Genomic DNA, 18983 nt, shown 5'->3' on the forward strand with positions numbered 1-18983 from the left:
CGAATAATCGCAATCATGAATAAAGAAAAAATCTTAACCCAAAAATTTAATATTATGAAAAATTTAAAATTCTTAACCGCACTTTTATTTGTTTCAGTTTTAGCATTTACATCTTGTCAAGACGAAATAGATAACGAAAATGGTGATAACCCAAATACTAATTCGGCCGATTCGCCAACAGCTCAAAATTTAGAACGTACGTCTATGTACGATGGTAGCTTTGACGACTTTTTAGATGGTATATCTTGTTCTTCAGTATTGTTACCTGTAACAGCAACTGTAAATGACCAACAAGTAACTATTGTGAGTCAATCTGATTATCAATTGGTATTAGACATTTTAGGTGAGTTTACTAACGATGACGATTCTGTACAATTTCAATTTCCATTAACAGTAAGACTTAGCAACTACACGGAAGTGGTTATTGCAAATCAAACCGAGTTTGATCAGTTAATGGACGCATGTGAAGATGCTGAGCAACAAGCAGAAGATGCTATCAATTGTTTAGATATTGATTTTCCGATAACAATTTTAACCTATGATGCTAATTTAGAGCAAACAGGTAGTGTTGTTATTGAATCTGAACAACAGTTATACGGTTATATAAATAATTTTGGAGACGATGCTTTCTTCTCTGTAAATTATCCTATTACTGCTACATTAAATGGTAGTGGTACAGTAGAAATCTCTAGTGATGCTGATTTGCAATCTCAAATTAATGAGTGCTTAGCAACTGAAGATGAGATGGACGAAGCCGAAGAAGAAGCTGATAACTTAACAGATATTTTAGTAGATGGCTTATTTACAGTAGAAGCTTTTGTAACTGCTGGTGTAGATACTGCCAGTGACTATGCTGAATTCACTATTGACTTTGCAAATGACTTAACCTGTACTGCAGAAAACACAGTTGATGCAACTGTAGAAGATGTTCAAGGAACATACGAAGTCACATCAGAGATGGATGTATTTTTCTCCCTTACATTTTCTGGAAATGCAACTTTCGAATTGCTTAATGGTACGTGGGAAGTAACAAGCTATTCTGAAAGCTCAATTGCACTACAAAGTACAACTAATGCTGCCGTGACTTTGGTTTTAGACCAAATCTAAATCCAAATAGCCATTAGTTACGTATGTTAGGGTAAACAGCCGTTGTTAACAGCGGCTGTTTTTTAAAAAATTACACTTACTAAAAGCCCATAATCTGTCAATAGACAAGTGTATGGGCATTTGGTTTGAAAAAATATTACCAACCAATATAATTAAATCGTAGAACATTAATATTATTGCAAAAATTTAAAAATGAAGTTCAGAATCTTATATACAGTTTTATTGCTATTAGTTATTGTTGGTTGTTCTAAAGACGATTCCGTTTCAGGCAACGACGAAGGAAATAATCCTATTGATGTCAACCTTAATAGACAAGCCGTTGGTAGTTCTGCCAATGATTTACTATCTGGCAACACGTATAGTAAAATGATAGTTGAACTTGTCTATGTTGAAGGATTTGAACCCAACGAAACTACGGTAAGTAATTTTGTGAACTTTCTTCAAAATAGAGTTCATAAACCAAATGGAATTACAGTTGAAAAACGATCGATTCCATCACCTGGTGAGACGATATATTCTATACAAGATATTGCTAATATAGAAATTGCGGAAAGACAAAACTATAATACTGAAGATACCATTGCTGTTTGGGCACTGTTTATTGATGGTGAATCAGAAAACAATACCAACAATAATGTAACCTTAGGATCTGCCTATTGGAATACATCTTTTGTGATATTTGAAGAAACCGTACAAAACTTTAGTAATAGTACTTTTGAACCTAACAGAACGCTATTGGAAACTACAGTTATCCATCATGAATTTGGTCATATTTTCGGCTTAACAAATTTAGGTTCTGATATGGTTGAAGATCATGAAGATGACGAGCACCCAAAACATTGCGATGTAGAAGACTGTTTAATGTTCTGGGCAACAGAATCATCAGCTGGCTTAGATGACATGCTAAACATGACCTCTGCTCCAGAACTCGACAGCCAATGCATTGCAGATTTGAGAGCTAATGGAGGAAAATAACTAAAATTAACCCAAACATATAAAAACGATGAAAACAAGAATTTTAACAATCTCAATGATTTTTTGTGCATTTTTAAGTATTAATGCACAAGACGATACAAACACTAACGCATCAAACTTTGGTATTAAAGGTGGTTATAACCTGGCAGCTGTAGGTTTTGATGAGGACAGTGAAACAGGACAACGTCATGGTTTCCATATTGGTTTTTATGGCGAATCATTTCTAACGGAAAGCATTGCGCTACAAGTAGAACTAATGTATTCTCAACAAGGTTACGAAATAGAGGATAATGGTGGCACTTTTACGCAAAAGCTAGACTATATTAACATGCCATTGATGTTTAAAATGTATCCAGACGACAACTTTTTCTTAGAAGTTGGTCCACAAGTTGGCTTGGCAATTTCCCATGAGGAAGAATTTGACAGTAACTTTAATCTATTTGATACCTCACAAGAATTTGACCCAAGCAGTTTTGATTGGGGAGTAAACTTTGGTGGAGGCTTCAAAACCGACTCTGGTGTAAGTTTAGGTGTAAGATACCATTTAGGCTTAGGAGATATTTATGATGAGGGAAGCCCTAAAAATAGAATGTGGCAATTCTCAATTGGTTTTGATTTCTAAATAATATAAACCCTATTTAAAATATTCCTTTTTAGTGAAAGAGGAATGTGCTATTAACCAAAAAACCGCACAGAAATGTGCGGTTTTTACTTTTTAATATTAAAGACTATTAGGCATCAATATTTGCATAAATAGCATTCTTCTCAATAAACTCTCTACGTGGAGGTACTTCATCACCCATAAGCATAGAAAAAATTCTATCTGCCTCTACTCCATTGTCTATTTGTACTAAACGCATAGTTCTAAACTCTGGGTTCATTGTTGTGTCCCAAAGTTGCTCAGCATTCATCTCACCAAGACCTTTATAACGCTGAATTTTTGCATTATCGCCGAATTCCTTCATAATAGCATCGCGTTCTTTATCACTCCAAGCGTATTGTTTTTTTGCACCTTTCTTTATTAAATATAAAGGTGGTGTTGCAATGTAAATATGACCGTTTTCAACCAACTCTTTCATATATCTAAAGAAGAAGGTTAAAATTAATGTTGCAATGTGGCTACCATCAATATCGGCATCACACATAATCACTACTTTATGGTATCTTAATTTTGAAAGGTTTAGCGCTTTACTATCTTCTTCCGTACCAATAGTAACACCAAGTGCTGTAAAGATATTTTTAATTTCTTCGTTTTCAAACACCTTATGCGTCATGGCTTTTTCAACATTAAGAATTTTACCTCTTAACGGTAAAATGGCTTGAAATTTTCGATCACGACCTTGTTTTGCCGTTCCACCTGCAGAATCTCCCTCGACCAAGAATACTTCGCATTTTGCTGGGTCTTGCTCAGAACAGTCAGATAATTTCCCTGGCAAACCACCAATGCTCATTACAGTTTTACGCTGTACCATCTCGCGCGCTTTCTGTGCAGCGTGTCTTGCCTGTGCAGCCAAGATTACTTTCTGAACAATGATTTTTGCATCGTCTGGATGCTCCTCTAAATAATCAGATAACATCTCCGAAACGGCCTGACTTACAGAAGCCGATACCTCACGGTTTCCTAATTTGGTTTTGGTCTGCCCTTCAAATTGAGGCTCCTGTACTTTTACAGATACAATGGCTGTTAGACCTTCACGAAAATCATCACCTGCAATATCAAACTTCAATTTATCCAACATTCCAGATTCGTCCGCATACTTTTTCAATGTATGGGTCAATCCACGTCTGAAACCTGTTAAATGCGTTCCACCTTCATGTGTGTTAATATTGTTTACGTACGAGTGTAAATTCTCAGCATAGCTCGTATTATACACCATAGCCACCTCAACTGGCACACCATTCTTTTCACCCTCAAATGAAATGACATCTTTCATCAATGGCTCACGGTTGCCATCCAAAAATTTGATAAATTCTTTGAGACCTTCTTCAGAATGAAATGTTTCGCCTTCAAATGTTCCATCTTCTTTTTTGTGACGTTTGTCTATTAAATGAATAGTGATACCCTTATTTAAATACGCCAATTCACGTAAACGACTCGCTAACGTATCGTAGCTATACTCTAAGGTTTGTGTAAATATTGTTGGGTCTGGCTTAAAAGTAACTATAGTTCCTCTTTTGTCCGTTTCACCAACTTGCTTTACAGGGTACATGGTTTTTCCTCTTTCATACTCTTGCTCCCATATTTTACCATTTCTGTGTACAGTTGCCTTTAAGTGTTCTGATAAAGCGTTTACACAACTTACACCAACACCGTGAAGACCACCAGAAACCTTATAAGAATCTTTATCAAACTTACCACCTGCACCAATTTTAGTCATTACAACTTCTAGTGCAGAAACGCCCTCTTTTTTGTGTAAATCAACCGGAATACCACGACCATCATCTTCTGTTGTAATAGAATTATCTTCGTTTATGGTTACCGTAATATTATCGCAATGACCAGCTAAAGCTTCATCAATAGAATTATCTACAACCTCATATACTAAGTGGTGTAAACCTCTTGTACCAACGTCTCCAATATACATGGAAGGACGCATACGCACGTGCTCCATACCTTCTAGTGCCTGAATACTATCTGCAGAATAATTGTGCTTGTTAAATTCTTCTTTCTTTTCGCTCATTATTTTTAATAAATTTAGTTCTAAATAACGTCACAAAAAAAGACGCCTGCGCGTCTCTTTTGAGTACTATCAAAGATACAAAATAATGAGCCTTTTTAAAAGCTTTTTATCGATTGAAAGCATTAATTATTAACAATTGTTAAAAACCCAAAAGTGTCTTAAAACGGCTAAAAAGTACTTTAAAATGGATTTTGGGATTTTTCTAAACCACCAAGAAATGTAAAAATAATAAAATGTCTAAGAAGCCAAATTTTCAATTATGGATTCGGTAAATGTAGCGTTCTTTTCAGCGTATTCTCATACACAATTAATTAGAAATGTCGTTATTAATCATCTGGATTAACTGATTAATATTATCTACCATATCTTTATGAATTCCTGCTAAAAAACTATTGTTCATCATTGCGAGTCGAAGACCGTTTTTAAACATTTCGTCATTATGTTGCCACTGGGCATCTTCAATCAGTTTTTGGTGTTTGGATTCAGGGATTTCTGCTGCAGTTAATCGCTCAGGAAAACCGTAAGCAGGTGTCGTCATATCAAAGAATCCCAAAGCCTCAATATTTTCTATGTTTTGATCGTAAAGATAGTCTTGGTGTTCTCGTCTCATATGTTCTTCTCCTGTGGCTATGGCCGCATAGTGCTTATCCAATTCTAACAAAGCATTTTTTATGGAATCATTTTTTATGAGACTGAGGTTACCAGAACTTAGGAGTTCTTTAAAGGTATTGTTGTTGGGCACAAAGACGCTCCAAATGAAAACTTGTTCGTACCTATCTGTATATTTCTCTACATCCTCTATGGTAGTGGGTTCTTTTGCGCTGAGCAATACTGTGCAGGCTTTGGCTTTTTCATACCTATACGTTGCAAACGCTGAATTGTTATCTATTTCACTAATTAAATCTGACTTTAAATTTTTGAGATAATTCACTTCTGTCGCGCGTTCCTTTCTGGCTTCATTGGCGTTATTTATCTGTAACGCAATTAGTATCCCTATGACCACTAGTATGATTTCGCCAATGGCATATTTGAGGTATTTACCTGTTTTTCCAGTTTCCATGAGATTGTATCGTATTTTACGGAAGAATTTGATCATATTTTTAGTTTCAATTTTTACCGCTAGCGGCTATCTTCACCAAAGGTCTACCAGACCTTTGATTTTGCAAAAGCAAAATTTTGTTGCGATAATGGCGGATATGGCGGAAAAATTTCATCATCTGTTTGCAAGATTTTATTCTCTTCTTTTCTGAGTTTATGATTCTTTGAGCTCTTGATCTATGAGGTCATTTAATTTTTTGGCATTTGTAATATTCACAGTGGCCATTTCTTTGAACCGTTTCATAATAAGGACTTGAAAACTAAGAATACTGGGTAGTATTTTATCTTCCATTTCATAAATTATCAATTCTGGTTTAACTTTTCCCTGAATATCCATCTGCAGATTTTTAAGTATGTAAATGTCAATATTATCTTTAACAAACTCTTTGTGCCACTCACTTAGGTCATTGTAATTTAAAGCGGTTTCTTCATAATATTTAATCAGGCTATTTTTAAGTTCCTGATTATTAATTTTTTTTAGATGACTCTCACTCTTGATGGAACTGTAGCCTGTTCCAAATTTTCTGGGGTTGAAATTCTTACTTATTTTGGTTGCAGTTGTTGTTAGGTCCAAATCTGGGTATTCTTTATTGTATAAGGAAGTAAAAAAAATAATCCGCTCCTCTGACAATAATTTTAACTCCTGATAAAAGGCTATATCTTGGTTTAATTCTGATTTGATTAAAACTAATTTATCTCTAAAGTCGTTATCAGTCTTTCTGTTTTCATTCCAATTATTAATCTGAAGCGCAATTAGAATACCTATAACCACTAGGATGATTTCGCCAATGGCGTAAAGCAAATATTTTTTAGTTCTGTTCTGGTTGATCATAGATTGTCGGATATGACGAAAGAATTTAATCATCGTTAATTGTTCAATTCGTTAGTAATTAACCGTATCATATGGTTTATGCTTTCTTTTAAGATTTGTTCATCTAATATAATTGCGTTCTTCCAACCTGTCATATTACTGACTATATCCTCTAATTCGCGATTACTAAAAAACCAATTATAATCCGATGTGTAAGAGCCTTTAGGGAAATCAGTGTAGTCTTCGTAACGTCTAATTCTGTTGGAAGAATTTATTTTTCCGTCAACGGCAGGCCAAAAACGTTCATTAAGCAACCTTTCTAGCATTCCTGTTTCTTGCGTGGCATCAATGACCAAGCCATCGAATGCCGTTATAAAACCTTTTATTTTTTTGTTTTGAATATGGTCTATTTTACCTGAAGCGATAAGGGATTTGATATAGCCATCATTGGCTTCAAAAGTATAAACAGATTCTATTTTGCCGATAAGTGAGTCTAATTCCAATTCGGTACTATTAGAAATATCGGTATTAAACATACTTATTAATTTTAGGCCTATCCGATATTCATTTTTATGAATATTGAGAATGGTGCTTAATTGATCTCTGTTGATAATCAATTCACTTTTTAGATTGGTTAAAATTTCCTTCTCTGATTTTAATATTTTTCTTTGCTCATTCCAATTGTTAATCTGTAACGCAATTAAAATACCGATGACTACGAGGATGATTTCGCCAATGGCGTAGAGCAAATATTTTTTGGTTCTGTTCTGGTTGATCATTGAATGCCTTATTTGGCGGAAGAATTTAATCATTAATAGACGATTTTGTTTGCACTATAATTTCATTAATCAAAGTTTTAGTCTCCAAGTTTCTCTCTAATAATTTTTGGTTATACCACAGAACATTATCTAAAAAATTCTCAAACTTTATTTCTTGAAATAACGAGTAGTAACTAGGCTTTACCTTAGACTTTCCGGCCCATTCAAAACCACTGTATGCATCCATTTCCTTAAACGAAATTTTAGAAAGCAAATAGGGTAAATACTGTTCATTGACCCAATTATCTATTCTATCTACCCTTTTGGCTCTTATCTCCTTTATAACTCCCCATTGATACAATAAATCGGATAATGCTTCATTCTGTATTAAAGTAAGTCGGTCAGTTTGTATTAAGTTGTTTAAAGTATTATCAGCAAATGCAATATCACTATCTCCCATGCTGACGCTAAATAGACTATCTAAATTATGAACCGAAAGTTCTTCATCAGAAGCGCCAATTAAAGTCATCAATATCTTATTGGCATCCATTTGATTTTCGAGACGTAATAAATTTTCTTCTATAGCTTTTTTGTTAATCTTAAAATCCTTGTTTAACTTTCTTATAATATCTTTTTCGGCATTTCTATTTATTCTGTTTTGATTCCAATTATTTATTTGAAGTGCAATAAGAATACCGATAACGACAAGGATGATTTCTCCAACGGCATAAAGAAGGTATTTTTTGGTTCTATTTTGGTTGATCATGGATTGACGTATGTGGCGGAAGAACTTAATCATCTTTTGATTGATTTGATTGATTTGGTTGCTCAATTTCTGAATGGATATGTATAATCAGATCTTCCAAATCATTTTTTAGACTGATATAGTGTCGCATCATTTTCTCCCTTATCTTAATGTTCATGCGTAAAGCTCCTTTAAATTCGTGATCTACATACAGCCTTTGCACATCAAAGGGCTCTGCCGTAGATGTGTTTGTGTTTATAACAATATTTTTATTTATAAGCGGAATAAGTGTTTGTAACTGGTATGGATTGTCGTACTCTAATTCCATTTTCTCAATAAAATAATAGCGTTCAGAATATACCTGGGTTATGTGTGTTCGCAGACTATCATCGCTAATCAGATTTATTCCCCTAGATTTTAAATGATCATACGTTGCCATGTTTCTTCTTTGGGTGGTTGAATAAATTAAGTTGCCGTAATGATGTTTTAATGAATCTGTAAGCGATGTTTTTTGTTCTAAATGAAAAAGCACTTCCTGGTTTGAAGCTTTTAGCTGTTTCTGTTGATTAATATTCCATAAACAGTCTTCAAAATCGGTAGTGAGATTTCTATGCATTTCCTCTAATAACTTTAGTTCTTCCTTTTGGTTTTTATTCAACTCATTCCAATTATTTATTTGAAGTGCAATAAGAATACCGATAACGACTAGGATGATTTCTCCAACGGCATAAAGAAGGTATTTTTTGGTTCTATTCTCATTTATCAATGAGTGGCGGATATGACGAAAGAACTTAATCATATATTGAACTATTTTTTAGTCTAATGTTGGCTGCCGTTATCAAAAACCTTACGTTTTTTTTATTTCGCATTGCTAAATTGAGTATCCATAACCTCTATAAAAATCAACATGTTAATACAAAATATTATCTAAAGTCCAATCTAGTCTTTTCTCCATCATAGTGAAATTACAATCTGAAAAGAACACATGATAGATTTCTCTTCTAAAAGCTGCCAACTCCATCTCAGTGTAGGTGTTTTTATTTACTGCATTTTCTATTTTCTCCAATTGCTCTTCTTCTGAATCATTTTTAAACTCAGCATATATTTTTAAAAATGTTTTGGTCGGTACTTTAGATTGTATCATATTAATTTCTTCTTCAGACTCATTATTATCTGCATTGGCGCAGAGTAAAAGGATATAGGTCTGCAATTCTTCTTTGCTCCACTTATTTTGTTCTTCGCTCATGACTATAAATTTTTAATTGGTTTTTATTTGATGTTACTCATTACTTCTAATAGTACATTATTAGATACACTATTCTATTGGATTGATTATATGAATACTAAATTTAATCAATTATGATGACACAGCTTCTGTAATTGTTCATATACTGGTTGCATTTCGTTAAGGATTTTTTGAAAATGTTGTTTTTCCCTATTGCTCATCAGCACAAAAAACACAAGATCGTTCTGAAATTGTTTATAAACCTTAGAATTTTCATCTAAGTGCCAATTATCTATCGGTAAAGTAGCCATAATTTCATCTCCTAAGGATGCTTTGGCATAATCTGCATATTGAAACCCTACCTGGTTATCATCTTCATAAGCAAAAGCGCGTTCTATACTATGGTTTCTATTTAAATCTAATTGGTATATGAGATTGTCTAGTTCTGCATAATACCTAATTAGTGTCTTTTTTAACGATTCGTTTTTTATGAGATTTAATTTACCCGAAGAGGTAATATCCAATATCGTTACCTTACTAGGCACAAAAGCGTTGGTTCTTAAGCCTTGTATATAATTATCGATAAGGTATTCTTTGGATTTTTCCTTTTTTGGCAATTCTAAAAGAAGTGCTTTGCTGGTTCTGATTTTATAGTCTGATTCTTCAGACAATCGCTTTATATTCTGGCGGTCCAATTCAAAATCCTCGAGCAATCTACAGTAATATTCATCTTCTGTTATACTGTTTTTCCTTGATTCATTCCAATTATTGATTTGTAACGCAATTAAAATTCCAATAACCACAAGGACGATTTCGCCTATAGCATACAACAAGTACTTTTTGGTTCTGTTTTGGTTTATCATAGATTTTCGTATGTGACGGAAAAATTTAATCATTGGTTTTAAAGTTCATTCTCAATTAAGCTTATTAAGCTTTTAATATCATTATGCAATACTATACGTTCACCAATCAAATTGTCAACAACTAATAGTTTCAGTGCAAGCGTACTCGTTATTTCTTTGTTTTGCAATAATGTCCGATAATCATTTTGGCCAATTTCAGTAAGCTTAAATTTGGGGTTTCTTTCATTTAGCATTTTTACGATATCAAGGTATTTTATAGTAACCTTATCGACATTAAGTTGTTGGACGGTCATGTTATCATCGACTTGAAAACGAAGATCAGTCATTGAGTTTTCCAGTTTAGTTAGTCTATCCTTAATTTGTTGATTTGTTATTAGCGATACCTTGCCCGAAGATTTAATATCACTATAGGTTTGAATAATTGGTGAAGTAGTTTGTAAACTTAAAAAAGACTCATAAAAAAGAGAATCTGCCTTAGAATGGTCAAAATATCGTTCTCTTTCTGGTGAATCGGTTAAAATAATTTGAAGGCTTTTTGATATGGTTTGCTCTCTGATAATTTGACTGTTAGATTCCTGTAAGGCCTGCTTTAAATCTGTTGTGAGATTTAAAAGAATTTTATCTTCTTCTAAATTAATTTTTCTATTTTCATTCCAATTATTGATTTGTAGCGCAATGAGAATACCTATTACGACGAGTATAATTTCGCCAATGGCATAGAGCAGATATTTTTTGGTTCTGTTTTCTTCCATAAGTTTATATCTAATATGTCTAAAAAATTTTATCATCTTAGTTACTCATATCAATTTCATTATTAATCATTTTTAAGATTTGTTCTGTTCTCACTCTTAAAGCTTCGTTGCCTGATTTTTGCAAACTAGATATCGTGTTCCTATACGACACTTTGTTCATAATCTCTAGTTTGTTTTTGGGTTGGTTTATGATTTGAATTGCTAGCGCTTTAAGCTCATTATCATTGACTATTTTATTTTTGAAAGGATAAAAGTCATTGAATTTTTTAACCATTCTCTCAGAATTCCCATAAGAAGCAAACCCACCGACTTTAACAAAAGTGTCAGTTGTTAAGTTATCTACGAGATTGGTGTTGTTGATATTTGTGTTTTTGGCAAATAAGTCTATTTGTTGATTAAAGGCTATGAGCTCCTCTTTTAACTCTGTATTTTGAATGATATTAATTTGATTGGAATTCAACATCTGTAAAAGCGTTGTATTGGCATTAGAAAATGTCCATCGTGTTGTTAGGTCATTCAATTTTGGAAAAATACTATCCATATTATCAAAACCTCCATTCAATTCGTAATGTTCTATAATATCATTTGAATGGTCGATTATAATAGTTTCATAATCAATATAGACATCTAACATACTTATCTGAGTTTTTAAATCGCCCTTTAAATTGTGTAGATATGTAATTTCCTGATTGCGTAATTTTTGATTTTCATTCCAATTATTAATTTGAAGCGCAATGAGAATACCAATGACCACGAGAATGATTTCGCCAATGGCATAGAGCAGATATTTTTTGGTTCTGTTCTGATTTATCATGGATTGACGGATATGTCTAAAAAATTTAATCACGGTTTTCTAATTCTTTATCTATTAAATCAATTAAATATTTGGTGCGCTCTAATAAAAGTTCGCATTTATTTCTACTATTTTCAGCACTATAGCTCCTACCCTCTAACTGTTTAAACAATTCATATTTTTGATCTGGCATTAAATCGTTTTTAAGATAAAGCGTACCGTTATCCCTAAGATTAATTCCCAATTTATTATTTAGCACATAGGTCCCAAACTGACTATTCACTCTATATAGGTTGTTATGATTTACAACCGACTCGGTATAATCCAAAAACTGATAGTACTCCACTATATCTTTATGTAACTGCGGATTGCTTATTACGGCTGTCTTTCCTCCAGTACCCATATTATTAAAAGTGGCCTTATTGGCTACAAACGTTAAACGCACAGAAAGGGTGTCTAGTAAAACTGCAAGTCTCTTAACCTCAATATTAGAATTAAGCATATTAAGACAAGAGTCTGCATAGGCCATAAAAAAGTTTTCCTTATCTATTTGTCTTTGAATTATTTTCTCTTGAAGATTAAGGTCGCTTTTTAAACTAATTAAGGTTCTTTTTTCAAGGTTTTTGTTTAAGCGATTATTATTCCAATTATTAATTTGAAGCGCTATTAATATCCCTATAACCACAAGGATGATTTCGCCTATGGCATATTTGATATATTTTGATGGTTTATTTTCACTCAATAGCTTATACCTTATGTGTCTAAAAAACTTAATCATGTTATTTTGCTAATTCTTCATTCAATTCCGCGAGAATATTGTTAGTTAATTCCTTTATAGCATTTTGGTAATCTAGCCTGTTTTGCTCTAAACCAAACTTCATTATTAAATTACCCAAAAATGTTTCGTTGTTCATATGCTGCTCAATTACCATTAGCTTTTCACTTTCACTAATTGATTGTTCTTCCCACTTAAGATAACCATGCAAAACTTCTGGAAACAGTTTTGTTGCATAATGACTGGATTTATCTACCAATGCGGTGGCAAGAGCTACAGCCATGGTTTCGTCCTCAAACCCAAATTTTACTTCTGCAGAAAATTTTGCCAACAATTGTACGAGGTTTTGATTTTGTATGATTCCCGTTTTACCAGAACCTATCATAGCATCATAAGTGCCGTTAACGGGTTCTATCCGCCAATAGGAAAAAGCACCTCTATAGATATACTCACCCAGTGTATTTAAGTCAATTTCTGTATTACCCTTTCGCATCTCACTAATAAGTTGTCGGCAATATTCAACCACTCTTGTTTGTTTCTTTATGGTTTCATCTAAATTGGCACTGGTCTTTTCAAAATCATCTTTAAGAGATTTAAGGATTTGCAGTTCTTCATTTCTTTCTAGCCTGTTGGTATTCCAATTATTGATTTGGAGTGCTAGAAGAATACCAATGACCACTAGTATAATTTCGCCAATGGCGTATTTAAGGTATTTTCCTTTTTTGTTGTCCTTCATGAGGTTATATCTTATTTGGCGGAAGAATTTAATCATTAGTTAATAGAATTATTTTATTTATCAACTTCTCTAATCGGCTCAACACCAATCTATAATTTACTACGGCCCATCCTAAGTTATCTAATTGGTTTTCAAATTCAATGTCATTAAATAGTTTTTGGTAATCCACATTAAATTTGGATGATTCTTCCCAAGCCATTAGAGAATACTTGTCAATATTTTTCATGGATGCATTTTCCGTTAGATATGGTATTACCATATGCTGGTTAAAGTCATCTAAAGTTTTCCAGGCCTCATCTAATTCGTCAAACTCAGCAGACCAATTAAGAAGCTCGTATCTAAGGGAATCATTTGTAATAAGGTTTAGGTTGCCTGTGGATAAGATTTCTGTCAAGGTATTCTGTGTTGGGTGATATTCAAAAACGTCTACTGCAGCTGCCAGTAAGCTGTCTATATTTTCTTTTTGAAGTTCCTTTTCATCTGCCTTCATTTTTGACATTAGATACCGAATAGCCTCTTCTGTCTCCTCATATTGGCGAATGCTTTTCTTAATTTTTATTAAGTTATTGCTAAACTCTGAGTTAAAATTTGCTCGCATCTCATTTTCTAACTCACTATTATTACGCTGTTCTTTCCAATTATTAATCTGCAATGCAATTAAAATCCCAATAACCACCAGAATAATTTCGCCGATGGCGTAAATTAAATACTTGTTGAATTTATTTTCAGACAGGAGACTTTGACGTATGTTTCGGAAGAATTTAATCATCGATTTTTATTTAAATAGTTTACAATTGAGTCTCTTATTGATAATGATTCTTTGTATTGAACGACGTATCTTCTGTTTAGTGCATGGCCATAGGTAATTTCTTGATTTATAAGTCCAATAAAGTCTGGTTGTTTTAATGATTTAAAAACTAATTTCAAATCTCTTGGATCCATGTTTTTAGGATCAGAGGGAACGTATGGAATTAAAGAATTTATTCTGCCTGCATAATCTGTTTTGAGATTATCAAGATATGATCTTGAAAATTCGATGTAACTATAATAACCAGAAATGCTATTGCGAATAGCCTCATTTTTGATGAGGCTTAGATTACCAGTACTTATAAGATCCCTGAATGTGTTGTCATTCATGGGTATTCCGCCTATGCTACCAATACCGCCCTTACCTATCGAACCAACAAATTCAATAGTGTCCTTAGGCTTATAATCGCCATAAAAATAGTCTTTTGCCAAACGGAGTCCATTGAGCTTAGAATCATACCGCAATACCCATCCGTTAACATAACTAACACTATCTCTTTTTAGATCTTTTAATAAGTTCTGTAGATAGCTTGTTTCTATAATTTGATTTTTCCTATTTTCATTCCAATTATTAATCTGCAATGCAATCAGAATCCCAATAACCACAAGGATGATTTCACCAATGGCGTATTTAAGGTACTTTCCTGTTTTGTTTTGTTCCATGAGGTTATATCTTATTTGGCGGAAGAATTTAATCATTCATATAATACTTTAAGGGTTCTATAGCCTTTAGACTCTCTAAATCGTCCTCGAGGTAAAACCCAAGTGCAGATTTTAAGTTTTTGTTAGCCTCTTCGAGGCTTTCTAAGGATATAATAACCCAAGACGTTTTATGTCTTAGTTCAAATAAAATCTGTTCAAATTCTGAGGTGTCATATTGTTCAATAAGTTTGTCAACTTTCAATAAATCTACTGAACTCGATGTAATAAACTCATAGGGTGGTTGATTAAATGACGTCTCAGCATTGTATATGTGGTTTTTAAAAAAATAGGGTCTTAAAGTTTGAAATTTCATGTCGTTCCACTCATTGACCGCTTCAACAGTCAATTGCTCTCTCCATAGGATATCTCGAAAAAGCTCTTGGATTTTTTCATTATTAATTTGCTCAAATTTTGACTTGTAGTTTTCAGTAATCAATGGTCTAAACGAATGACTCCAAATTAATGGATTGTAATTTTTTAACCTGTCTTTCGGTATTTCTCCTTTAGCCTGTTTATAAATACTGAAGTTTAAATCTTGATAATTCTTAAACCAATCTAACTGAGCGGTTGTGGCATTGGAAGCTTCATTTAAATCGAGAATTGTGGCTTTGTAAAATTTTTTGATAGCATCTTCTGCTTTTCTTTCGTCATTTTGATTGTTGATTTGCAATGCTATCAAAATCCCAATGACCACGAGGACGATTTCGCCTATGGCGTAGAGCAGATATTTTTTGGTTCTGTTTTGGTTTATCATAGAATGCCGGATATGTCTAAAAAACTTTATCATTGTTGTGTCACTTTTTCTAAAATTTCTGAAATAATGTCGTCAGCTTCCTCTAAATATTGTTTCATAAATTGTGCATATAAAACTTTTTCGTCTATTTGATTCTCAAACCTCACGTCATCAAACAGTGCCATATTACTCACATTCAATGAGGATGCTTCGGTTTCTATACGCTTGTGGTTTATGTTACGTATAGAGCCATGCGCTTTTATATAATCTATAATGTCTTGAGAACTTTTTTCTACCCTTCGATTCCATTCTTCTATGATACTTATATGCTTTTCCCAATTAAATAGTAGTCTTTTAAGTGTATCATTTTTAATCAATATTAATTTACCTGTGTTTTTTAGTTCATTAAGCGTGAAATTTTTTGGCTTCCAAGTAGGAAAAAAAAGAGACTTCTCAATCATCTTATTAAATTCTTCTTCCGAAACATTAATTTTTTCTTCACCTATGACAGCCAATATGTCTAATCCACCATTTTTTGTATAATCTACAGACTTTAATACGTTCTGCAACTCATTACGGTTAGCTTCAAATTCTTGTAAAAGGTTTTCTTTAATATTCCGCAATTCGTTATTTGCTTTTCTTTCCTCATTCCAATTATTAACCTGCAAAGCAATGAGAATTCCTATTACTACAAGGATAATTTCGCCAATAGCATATTTAAAGTATTTACCCATTTTGTTTTGGTTAATTAGTGAGCGACGAATATGACGGAATAATTTAATCATTTAGAAAGTTCTTTGTCTATTATAGAAATTATGTCTTGAGCCTTTTTTATAAGTTCTATAGTTTCATTTTTAGTTAATTGGCAAAAAACAGCTCTTCTGTTTAACATGTTTAAAAAAACTTTGTATTCTAGTATAGCCTTATAATCGCTTGTGAGTCTATCTCCCTCGCTTAAGCTTTTAATTGTTTCTGCCCCAAAACGAAGTCCGACATCATTAGCTAATTTCGTCTTAAATACGTCGTCCCAACAAATGTAGTTATCTAAAATTGCTGCATATTGCAGATGCAAATCAAAATGAGCAACTTCATCTTCTATCATATCAGCCACATCTCCTGGCCATTGAATTAATTTCTTTTTAAGATTTTCTTTAGCAATTAGATTAATTTTACCAGAGGTTAAAAGCAGATTTAATGAACCAGCTTGGTTATTATAAGTTGGCGCACTCATTGTTCTGAAGAATAAACTGTCTAAATATTTTGAACTGTAGTTTGTAACCTCTTCTGGCTGTTTGTTATATATAATTGTAGCAGCCGAAATTATATTATTTCGGATATCGTTTAAAAATTCGAACTCTGTGATAGCTTCCTCAAAATCCTCTTTGAGATTAGTCAATATCAATTTCTCTTCAATACGCTCTAAACGTTGTTGATTCCAATTATTGATCTGCAAAGCGATAAGGATCCCAATGACTACAAGTAGTATTTCACCAACAGCATATTTAAAGTATTTACCCATTTGATTTTTTTGGATTAGTGATCGACGAATATGACGGAAGAATTTAATCATTGATTTCTGCATCTATTATTTCAATTGTAGATTCAATACTGTTTTGTAATCCTCTAAGCCATCCTGTTTCTACCATATATTTTGTGTAGTACCTATGAAGTAACTTATAGGTTTTCGGATCTTTTATATACGCAATAAATGTCTCTTTATCTAAAGCTAATTCCGGATGATTTATCAAAGGTGTATCTGCATAAAAACGATTATGGAAGTCAGTTAAAGAATTAAATTTAATTATTGAGTTAGTCCAGTCCTCCTTAAACTCTAAAGTAGTTTTATCTAAGAATTTAAGATAATTTGTAGTAGTGGTCTCATAATCGGCAAGTGCAGTTGTAATCTCTTGTGATAGTAAACTAAATTTACCAGAAGACTTAGCGCTACTCAGTATTGAGTTATTTAGTACCGCTACTTCAACAGTAAGTATTTCCGAAATATACTGTCTTAAGCTATCTGTGGATTTATTCGTTTTTGAAGTAGCGGAAAAATTCATGACTTCAATGATATTCTTATTCATCTCATTTAAACGTTCAGTTCTTTCCGTAAATAAATTTAAATTTTCGTTGAGTTCTTGTTTTATATTGTCAATTAAAATAGACCGTTCTTTAGATTGCTGATGTTCTTGATTTAAATTATTAATCCAAAGTGCAATTAAAATCCCAATCACCACTAGAAGTATTTCACCAATGGCATATTTAAAGTATTTGCCTGTTTTGTTCTGATTCATGAGTTTGTATCTAACATTTCTAAAAAACTTAATCATTAGTGTCGCTATTAGATTTTTGCTCTCTTCTATACTTAACAACCAACCTTACAATTATTCTTAATACGAGCGCAAAAGCTACCAGATAGATTATAGTATTAGTTTCCATATGTGTTTTTCCATTAAATATTTTATTTATCCTGCTTTTCCGTCACCATCAATATCTTGTGATAAATGCGTTTCTAGGGCAATTAGGGTTTTTTTGAGTAGTGCCTTGGTGTTGGCTAATTCTGTTTCTAAATGCTCAACGCGGTCTTCTACGCTATCAGCTTGCTTTTGTTGTTTTTCTAATTCGTCTTGTTGTAATAAATCCCAGAAGATTCCCATTGTTATATGTTTTTTAATTAACGTTTATTTATTTATAAAGTTAAGTAAGTATAGTCTTCATTATTAATCACTTAATTCTTTATCGATTAATCTGATTACTTCTATGCTATTTTCTTTTATTCTCAGTAGATTAAGGGAATACCAGTATTTTTCACTAGTAAAATTTACCAAGTCATAAAATATCTTTTCACTTTTAGCTGCATTTAAATCAGTATAGGACCATGTTTGTTTTTCCTTGGAATATGCAAATCCTAATTTTACTTCTAAATCTTTTATAACCTCATAATTACTTGCAACACGTTTATGATTTTCACTATGTATCAATTGAATTTTATCTAGCAACATTTTATTTTTTATTAATGAGGTTTTACCGTCTGCAATAAGTGAATTATAAGTACCATTTATTGGTCTAAATGATTGTGGTCTAAAAAATAATTGTTCAAAATCTAGCGTGTCTAGTTGGCCAAAAAAGTCATCGTGATTTTTTGCCATATACACAGACTTTTTATGAAAAACAGAATCAATACTACTAATAATACTGAACGATTTTTTGTTTAACCGTAATACGCTATCAGCGAGCTCTATATCATTTTTCAAATCCGCTCTAATTCCCATGAGAAACTGAATACTCATATTATTGTCCTTTCTATTCTCATTCCAGTTATTGATCTGTAATGCAATGAGAATCCCAATGACTACAAGGATAATTTCGCCAATGGCGTATTTAAGGTACTTGCCTGCTTTGTTTTGTTCCATGAGGTTATATCT

The 18983-nt window shown here is 32.8% G+C and carries 23 protein-coding genes; 3 read left to right on the plus strand and 20 right to left on the minus strand.

The features are described from left to right. The first annotated feature begins 54 nt into the window (after positions 1–54). The 3 genes from SIB89_RS05370 to SIB89_RS05380 all read left to right on the plus strand — a co-directional run bounded on the left by SIB89_RS05370 (position 55) and on the right by SIB89_RS05380 (position 2704). Positions 55–1107 (plus strand): hypothetical protein, encoded by a 1053-nt coding sequence (locus tag SIB89_RS05370; RefSeq protein WP_412561464.1) that lies wholly within the window; start codon positions 55–57, stop codon positions 1105–1107. 192 nt (positions 1108–1299) lie between these two features. Beyond that, positions 1300–2082, plus strand: coding sequence for a membrane metalloprotease (locus tag SIB89_RS05375; RefSeq protein ID WP_412561465.1), 783 nt, complete (start codon positions 1300–1302; stop codon positions 2080–2082). A 28-nt stretch (positions 2083–2110) separates the two neighbouring features. Continuing rightward, complete coding sequence (locus SIB89_RS05380; protein ID WP_412561466.1) at positions 2111–2704, plus strand: porin family protein; 594 nt, start codon at positions 2111–2113, stop codon at positions 2702–2704. 109 nt (positions 2705–2813) lie between these two features. On the opposite strand, the gene gyrB is transcribed toward SIB89_RS05380, so the two are convergent. From gyrB to SIB89_RS05480, 20 genes are all read right to left on the minus strand, one after another. After that, positions 2814–4763, minus strand: coding sequence for a DNA topoisomerase (ATP-hydrolyzing) subunit B (gene gyrB / locus SIB89_RS05385; protein ID WP_155089866.1), 1950 nt, complete (start codon positions 4761–4763; stop codon positions 2814–2816). Positions 4764–5070: 307 nt separating this feature from the next. Continuing rightward, entirely contained in the window at positions 5071–5859 is a 789-nt protein-coding gene (locus SIB89_RS05390) for a DUF6090 family protein (RefSeq protein WP_412561467.1), read from the minus strand. Positions 5860–6015: 156 nt separating this feature from the next. Then, positions 6016–6726 (minus strand): DUF6090 family protein, encoded by a 711-nt coding sequence (locus tag SIB89_RS05395; protein ID WP_412561468.1) that lies wholly within the window; start codon positions 6724–6726, stop codon positions 6016–6018. Between the two features lie 2 nt (positions 6727–6728). Beyond that, a complete protein-coding gene (locus tag SIB89_RS05400) occupies positions 6729–7484 on the minus strand; it encodes a DUF6090 family protein (protein WP_412561469.1) in 756 nt (251 codons plus the stop codon). Continuing rightward, positions 7477–8229, minus strand: coding sequence for a hypothetical protein (locus SIB89_RS05405; RefSeq protein WP_412561470.1), 753 nt, complete (start codon positions 8227–8229; stop codon positions 7477–7479). Before SIB89_RS05405 ends, SIB89_RS05400 begins: the two co-directional genes overlap by 8 nt. Then, the gene (locus SIB89_RS05410) at positions 8222–8974 is read right to left on the minus strand and encodes a DUF6090 family protein (RefSeq protein ID WP_412561471.1); all 753 of its coding nucleotides are present in this window, start codon (positions 8972–8974) and stop codon (positions 8222–8224) included. Before SIB89_RS05410 ends, SIB89_RS05405 begins: the two co-directional genes overlap by 8 nt. 111 nt (positions 8975–9085) lie before the next feature. Then, entirely contained in the window at positions 9086–9421 is a 336-nt protein-coding gene (locus SIB89_RS05415; RefSeq protein ID WP_273292305.1) for a hypothetical protein, read from the minus strand. A 107-nt stretch (positions 9422–9528) separates the two neighbouring features. Continuing rightward, positions 9529–10296 carry a DUF6090 family protein gene (locus SIB89_RS05420; RefSeq protein ID WP_412561472.1) on the minus strand — a complete coding sequence of 256 codons (768 nt, stop codon included), beginning with the start codon at positions 10294–10296 and terminating at the stop codon, positions 9529–9531. 5 nt (positions 10297–10301) lie between these two features. After that, a complete protein-coding gene (locus tag SIB89_RS05425; protein ID WP_412561473.1) occupies positions 10302–11015 on the minus strand; it encodes a DUF6090 family protein in 714 nt (237 codons plus the stop codon). A gap of 37 nt (positions 11016–11052) precedes the next feature. Next, complete coding sequence (locus SIB89_RS05430) at positions 11053–11862, minus strand: DUF6090 family protein (RefSeq protein ID WP_412561474.1); 810 nt, start codon at positions 11860–11862, stop codon at positions 11053–11055. Then, the gene (locus SIB89_RS05435; protein ID WP_412561475.1) at positions 11855–12586 is read right to left on the minus strand and encodes a DUF6090 family protein; all 732 of its coding nucleotides are present in this window, start codon (positions 12584–12586) and stop codon (positions 11855–11857) included. Before SIB89_RS05435 ends, SIB89_RS05430 begins: the two co-directional genes overlap by 8 nt. Position 12587: 1 nt before the next feature. Beyond that, positions 12588–13355 carry a DUF6090 family protein gene (locus tag SIB89_RS05440; RefSeq protein WP_412561476.1) on the minus strand — a complete coding sequence of 256 codons (768 nt, stop codon included), beginning with the start codon at positions 13353–13355 and terminating at the stop codon, positions 12588–12590. Continuing rightward, positions 13348–14088 (minus strand): DUF6090 family protein, encoded by a 741-nt coding sequence (locus tag SIB89_RS05445; protein ID WP_412561477.1) that lies wholly within the window; start codon positions 14086–14088, stop codon positions 13348–13350. Before SIB89_RS05445 ends, SIB89_RS05440 begins: the two co-directional genes overlap by 8 nt. Continuing rightward, complete coding sequence (locus SIB89_RS05450; protein WP_412561478.1) at positions 14085–14825, minus strand: DUF6090 family protein; 741 nt, start codon at positions 14823–14825, stop codon at positions 14085–14087. Before SIB89_RS05450 ends, SIB89_RS05445 begins: the two co-directional genes overlap by 4 nt. After that, a complete protein-coding gene (locus SIB89_RS05455) occupies positions 14818–15582 on the minus strand; it encodes a hypothetical protein (protein ID WP_412561479.1) in 765 nt (254 codons plus the stop codon). The genes SIB89_RS05450 and SIB89_RS05455 overlap by 8 nt, the downstream gene beginning before the upstream one ends. Positions 15583–15611: 29 nt before the next feature. Then, positions 15612–16346 carry a hypothetical protein gene (locus tag SIB89_RS05460; protein ID WP_412561480.1) on the minus strand — a complete coding sequence of 245 codons (735 nt, stop codon included), beginning with the start codon at positions 16344–16346 and terminating at the stop codon, positions 15612–15614. Further along, a complete protein-coding gene (locus tag SIB89_RS05465; RefSeq protein WP_412561481.1) occupies positions 16343–17080 on the minus strand; it encodes a DUF6090 family protein in 738 nt (245 codons plus the stop codon). Before SIB89_RS05465 ends, SIB89_RS05460 begins: the two co-directional genes overlap by 4 nt. A 43-nt stretch (positions 17081–17123) precedes the next feature. Beyond that, positions 17124–17888 (minus strand): hypothetical protein, encoded by a 765-nt coding sequence (locus SIB89_RS05470; protein WP_412561482.1) that lies wholly within the window; start codon positions 17886–17888, stop codon positions 17124–17126. A 135-nt stretch (positions 17889–18023) separates the two neighbouring features. Beyond that, positions 18024–18215 carry a hypothetical protein gene (locus SIB89_RS05475; RefSeq protein WP_412561483.1) on the minus strand — a complete coding sequence of 64 codons (192 nt, stop codon included), beginning with the start codon at positions 18213–18215 and terminating at the stop codon, positions 18024–18026. 63 nt (positions 18216–18278) lie between these two features. Continuing rightward, positions 18279–18971: a DUF6090 family protein gene (locus SIB89_RS05480; RefSeq protein WP_412561888.1), complete on the minus strand. Its 693-nt coding sequence runs from the start codon at positions 18969–18971 to the stop codon at positions 18279–18281. Positions 18972–18983: the final 12 nt, after the last annotated feature.

Origin of the sequence: Winogradskyella sp. MIT101101 (genome assembly GCF_047126865.1) — a bacterium.
GTDB lineage: Bacteria > Bacteroidota > Bacteroidia > Flavobacteriales > Flavobacteriaceae > Winogradskyella > Winogradskyella ouciana.

Coding starts and splice junctions, on each gene's coding strand:
- SIB89_RS05370 (WP_412561464.1), top strand. CDS start 55: ATGAAAAATTTAAAATTCTTAACCGCACTTTTATTTGTTTCAGTTTTA.
- SIB89_RS05375 (WP_412561465.1), top strand. CDS start 1,300: ATGAAGTTCAGAATCTTATATACAGTTTTATTGCTATTAGTTATTGTT.
- SIB89_RS05380 (WP_412561466.1), top strand. CDS start 2,111: ATGAAAACAAGAATTTTAACAATCTCAATGATTTTTTGTGCATTTTTA.
- gyrB (WP_155089866.1), bottom strand. CDS start 4,763: ATGAGCGAAAAGAAAGAAGAATTTAACAAGCACAATTATTCTGCAGAT.
- SIB89_RS05390 (WP_412561467.1), bottom strand. CDS start 5,859: ATGATCAAATTCTTCCGTAAAATACGATACAATCTCATGGAAACTGGA.
- SIB89_RS05395 (WP_412561468.1), bottom strand. CDS start 6,726: ATGATTAAATTCTTTCGTCATATCCGACAATCTATGATCAACCAGAAC.
- SIB89_RS05400 (WP_412561469.1), bottom strand. CDS start 7,484: ATGATTAAATTCTTCCGCCAAATAAGGCATTCAATGATCAACCAGAAC.
- SIB89_RS05405 (WP_412561470.1), bottom strand. CDS start 8,229: ATGATTAAGTTCTTCCGCCACATACGTCAATCCATGATCAACCAAAAT.
- SIB89_RS05410 (WP_412561471.1), bottom strand. CDS start 8,974: ATGATTAAGTTCTTTCGTCATATCCGCCACTCATTGATAAATGAGAAT.
- SIB89_RS05415 (WP_273292305.1), bottom strand. CDS start 9,421: ATGAGCGAAGAACAAAATAAGTGGAGCAAAGAAGAATTGCAGACCTAT.
- SIB89_RS05420 (WP_412561472.1), bottom strand. CDS start 10,296: ATGATTAAATTTTTCCGTCACATACGAAAATCTATGATAAACCAAAAC.
- SIB89_RS05425 (WP_412561473.1), bottom strand. CDS start 11,015: ATGGAAGAAAACAGAACCAAAAAATATCTGCTCTATGCCATTGGCGAA.
- SIB89_RS05435 (WP_412561475.1), bottom strand. CDS start 12,586: ATGATTAAGTTTTTTAGACACATAAGGTATAAGCTATTGAGTGAAAAT.
- SIB89_RS05440 (WP_412561476.1), bottom strand. CDS start 13,355: ATGATTAAATTCTTCCGCCAAATAAGATATAACCTCATGAAGGACAAC.
- SIB89_RS05445 (WP_412561477.1), bottom strand. CDS start 14,088: ATGATTAAATTCTTCCGAAACATACGTCAAAGTCTCCTGTCTGAAAAT.
- SIB89_RS05450 (WP_412561478.1), bottom strand. CDS start 14,825: ATGATTAAATTCTTCCGCCAAATAAGATATAACCTCATGGAACAAAAC.
- SIB89_RS05455 (WP_412561479.1), bottom strand. CDS start 15,582: ATGATAAACCAAAACAGAACCAAAAAATATCTGCTCTACGCCATAGGC.
- SIB89_RS05460 (WP_412561480.1), bottom strand. CDS start 16,346: ATGATTAAATTATTCCGTCATATTCGTCGCTCACTAATTAACCAAAAC.
- SIB89_RS05465 (WP_412561481.1), bottom strand. CDS start 17,080: ATGGGTAAATACTTTAAATATGCTGTTGGTGAAATACTACTTGTAGTC.
- SIB89_RS05470 (WP_412561482.1), bottom strand. CDS start 17,888: ATGATTAAGTTTTTTAGAAATGTTAGATACAAACTCATGAATCAGAAC.
- SIB89_RS05475 (WP_412561483.1), bottom strand. CDS start 18,215: ATGGGAATCTTCTGGGATTTATTACAACAAGACGAATTAGAAAAACAA.
- SIB89_RS05480 (WP_412561888.1), bottom strand. CDS start 18,971: ATGGAACAAAACAAAGCAGGCAAGTACCTTAAATACGCCATTGGCGAA.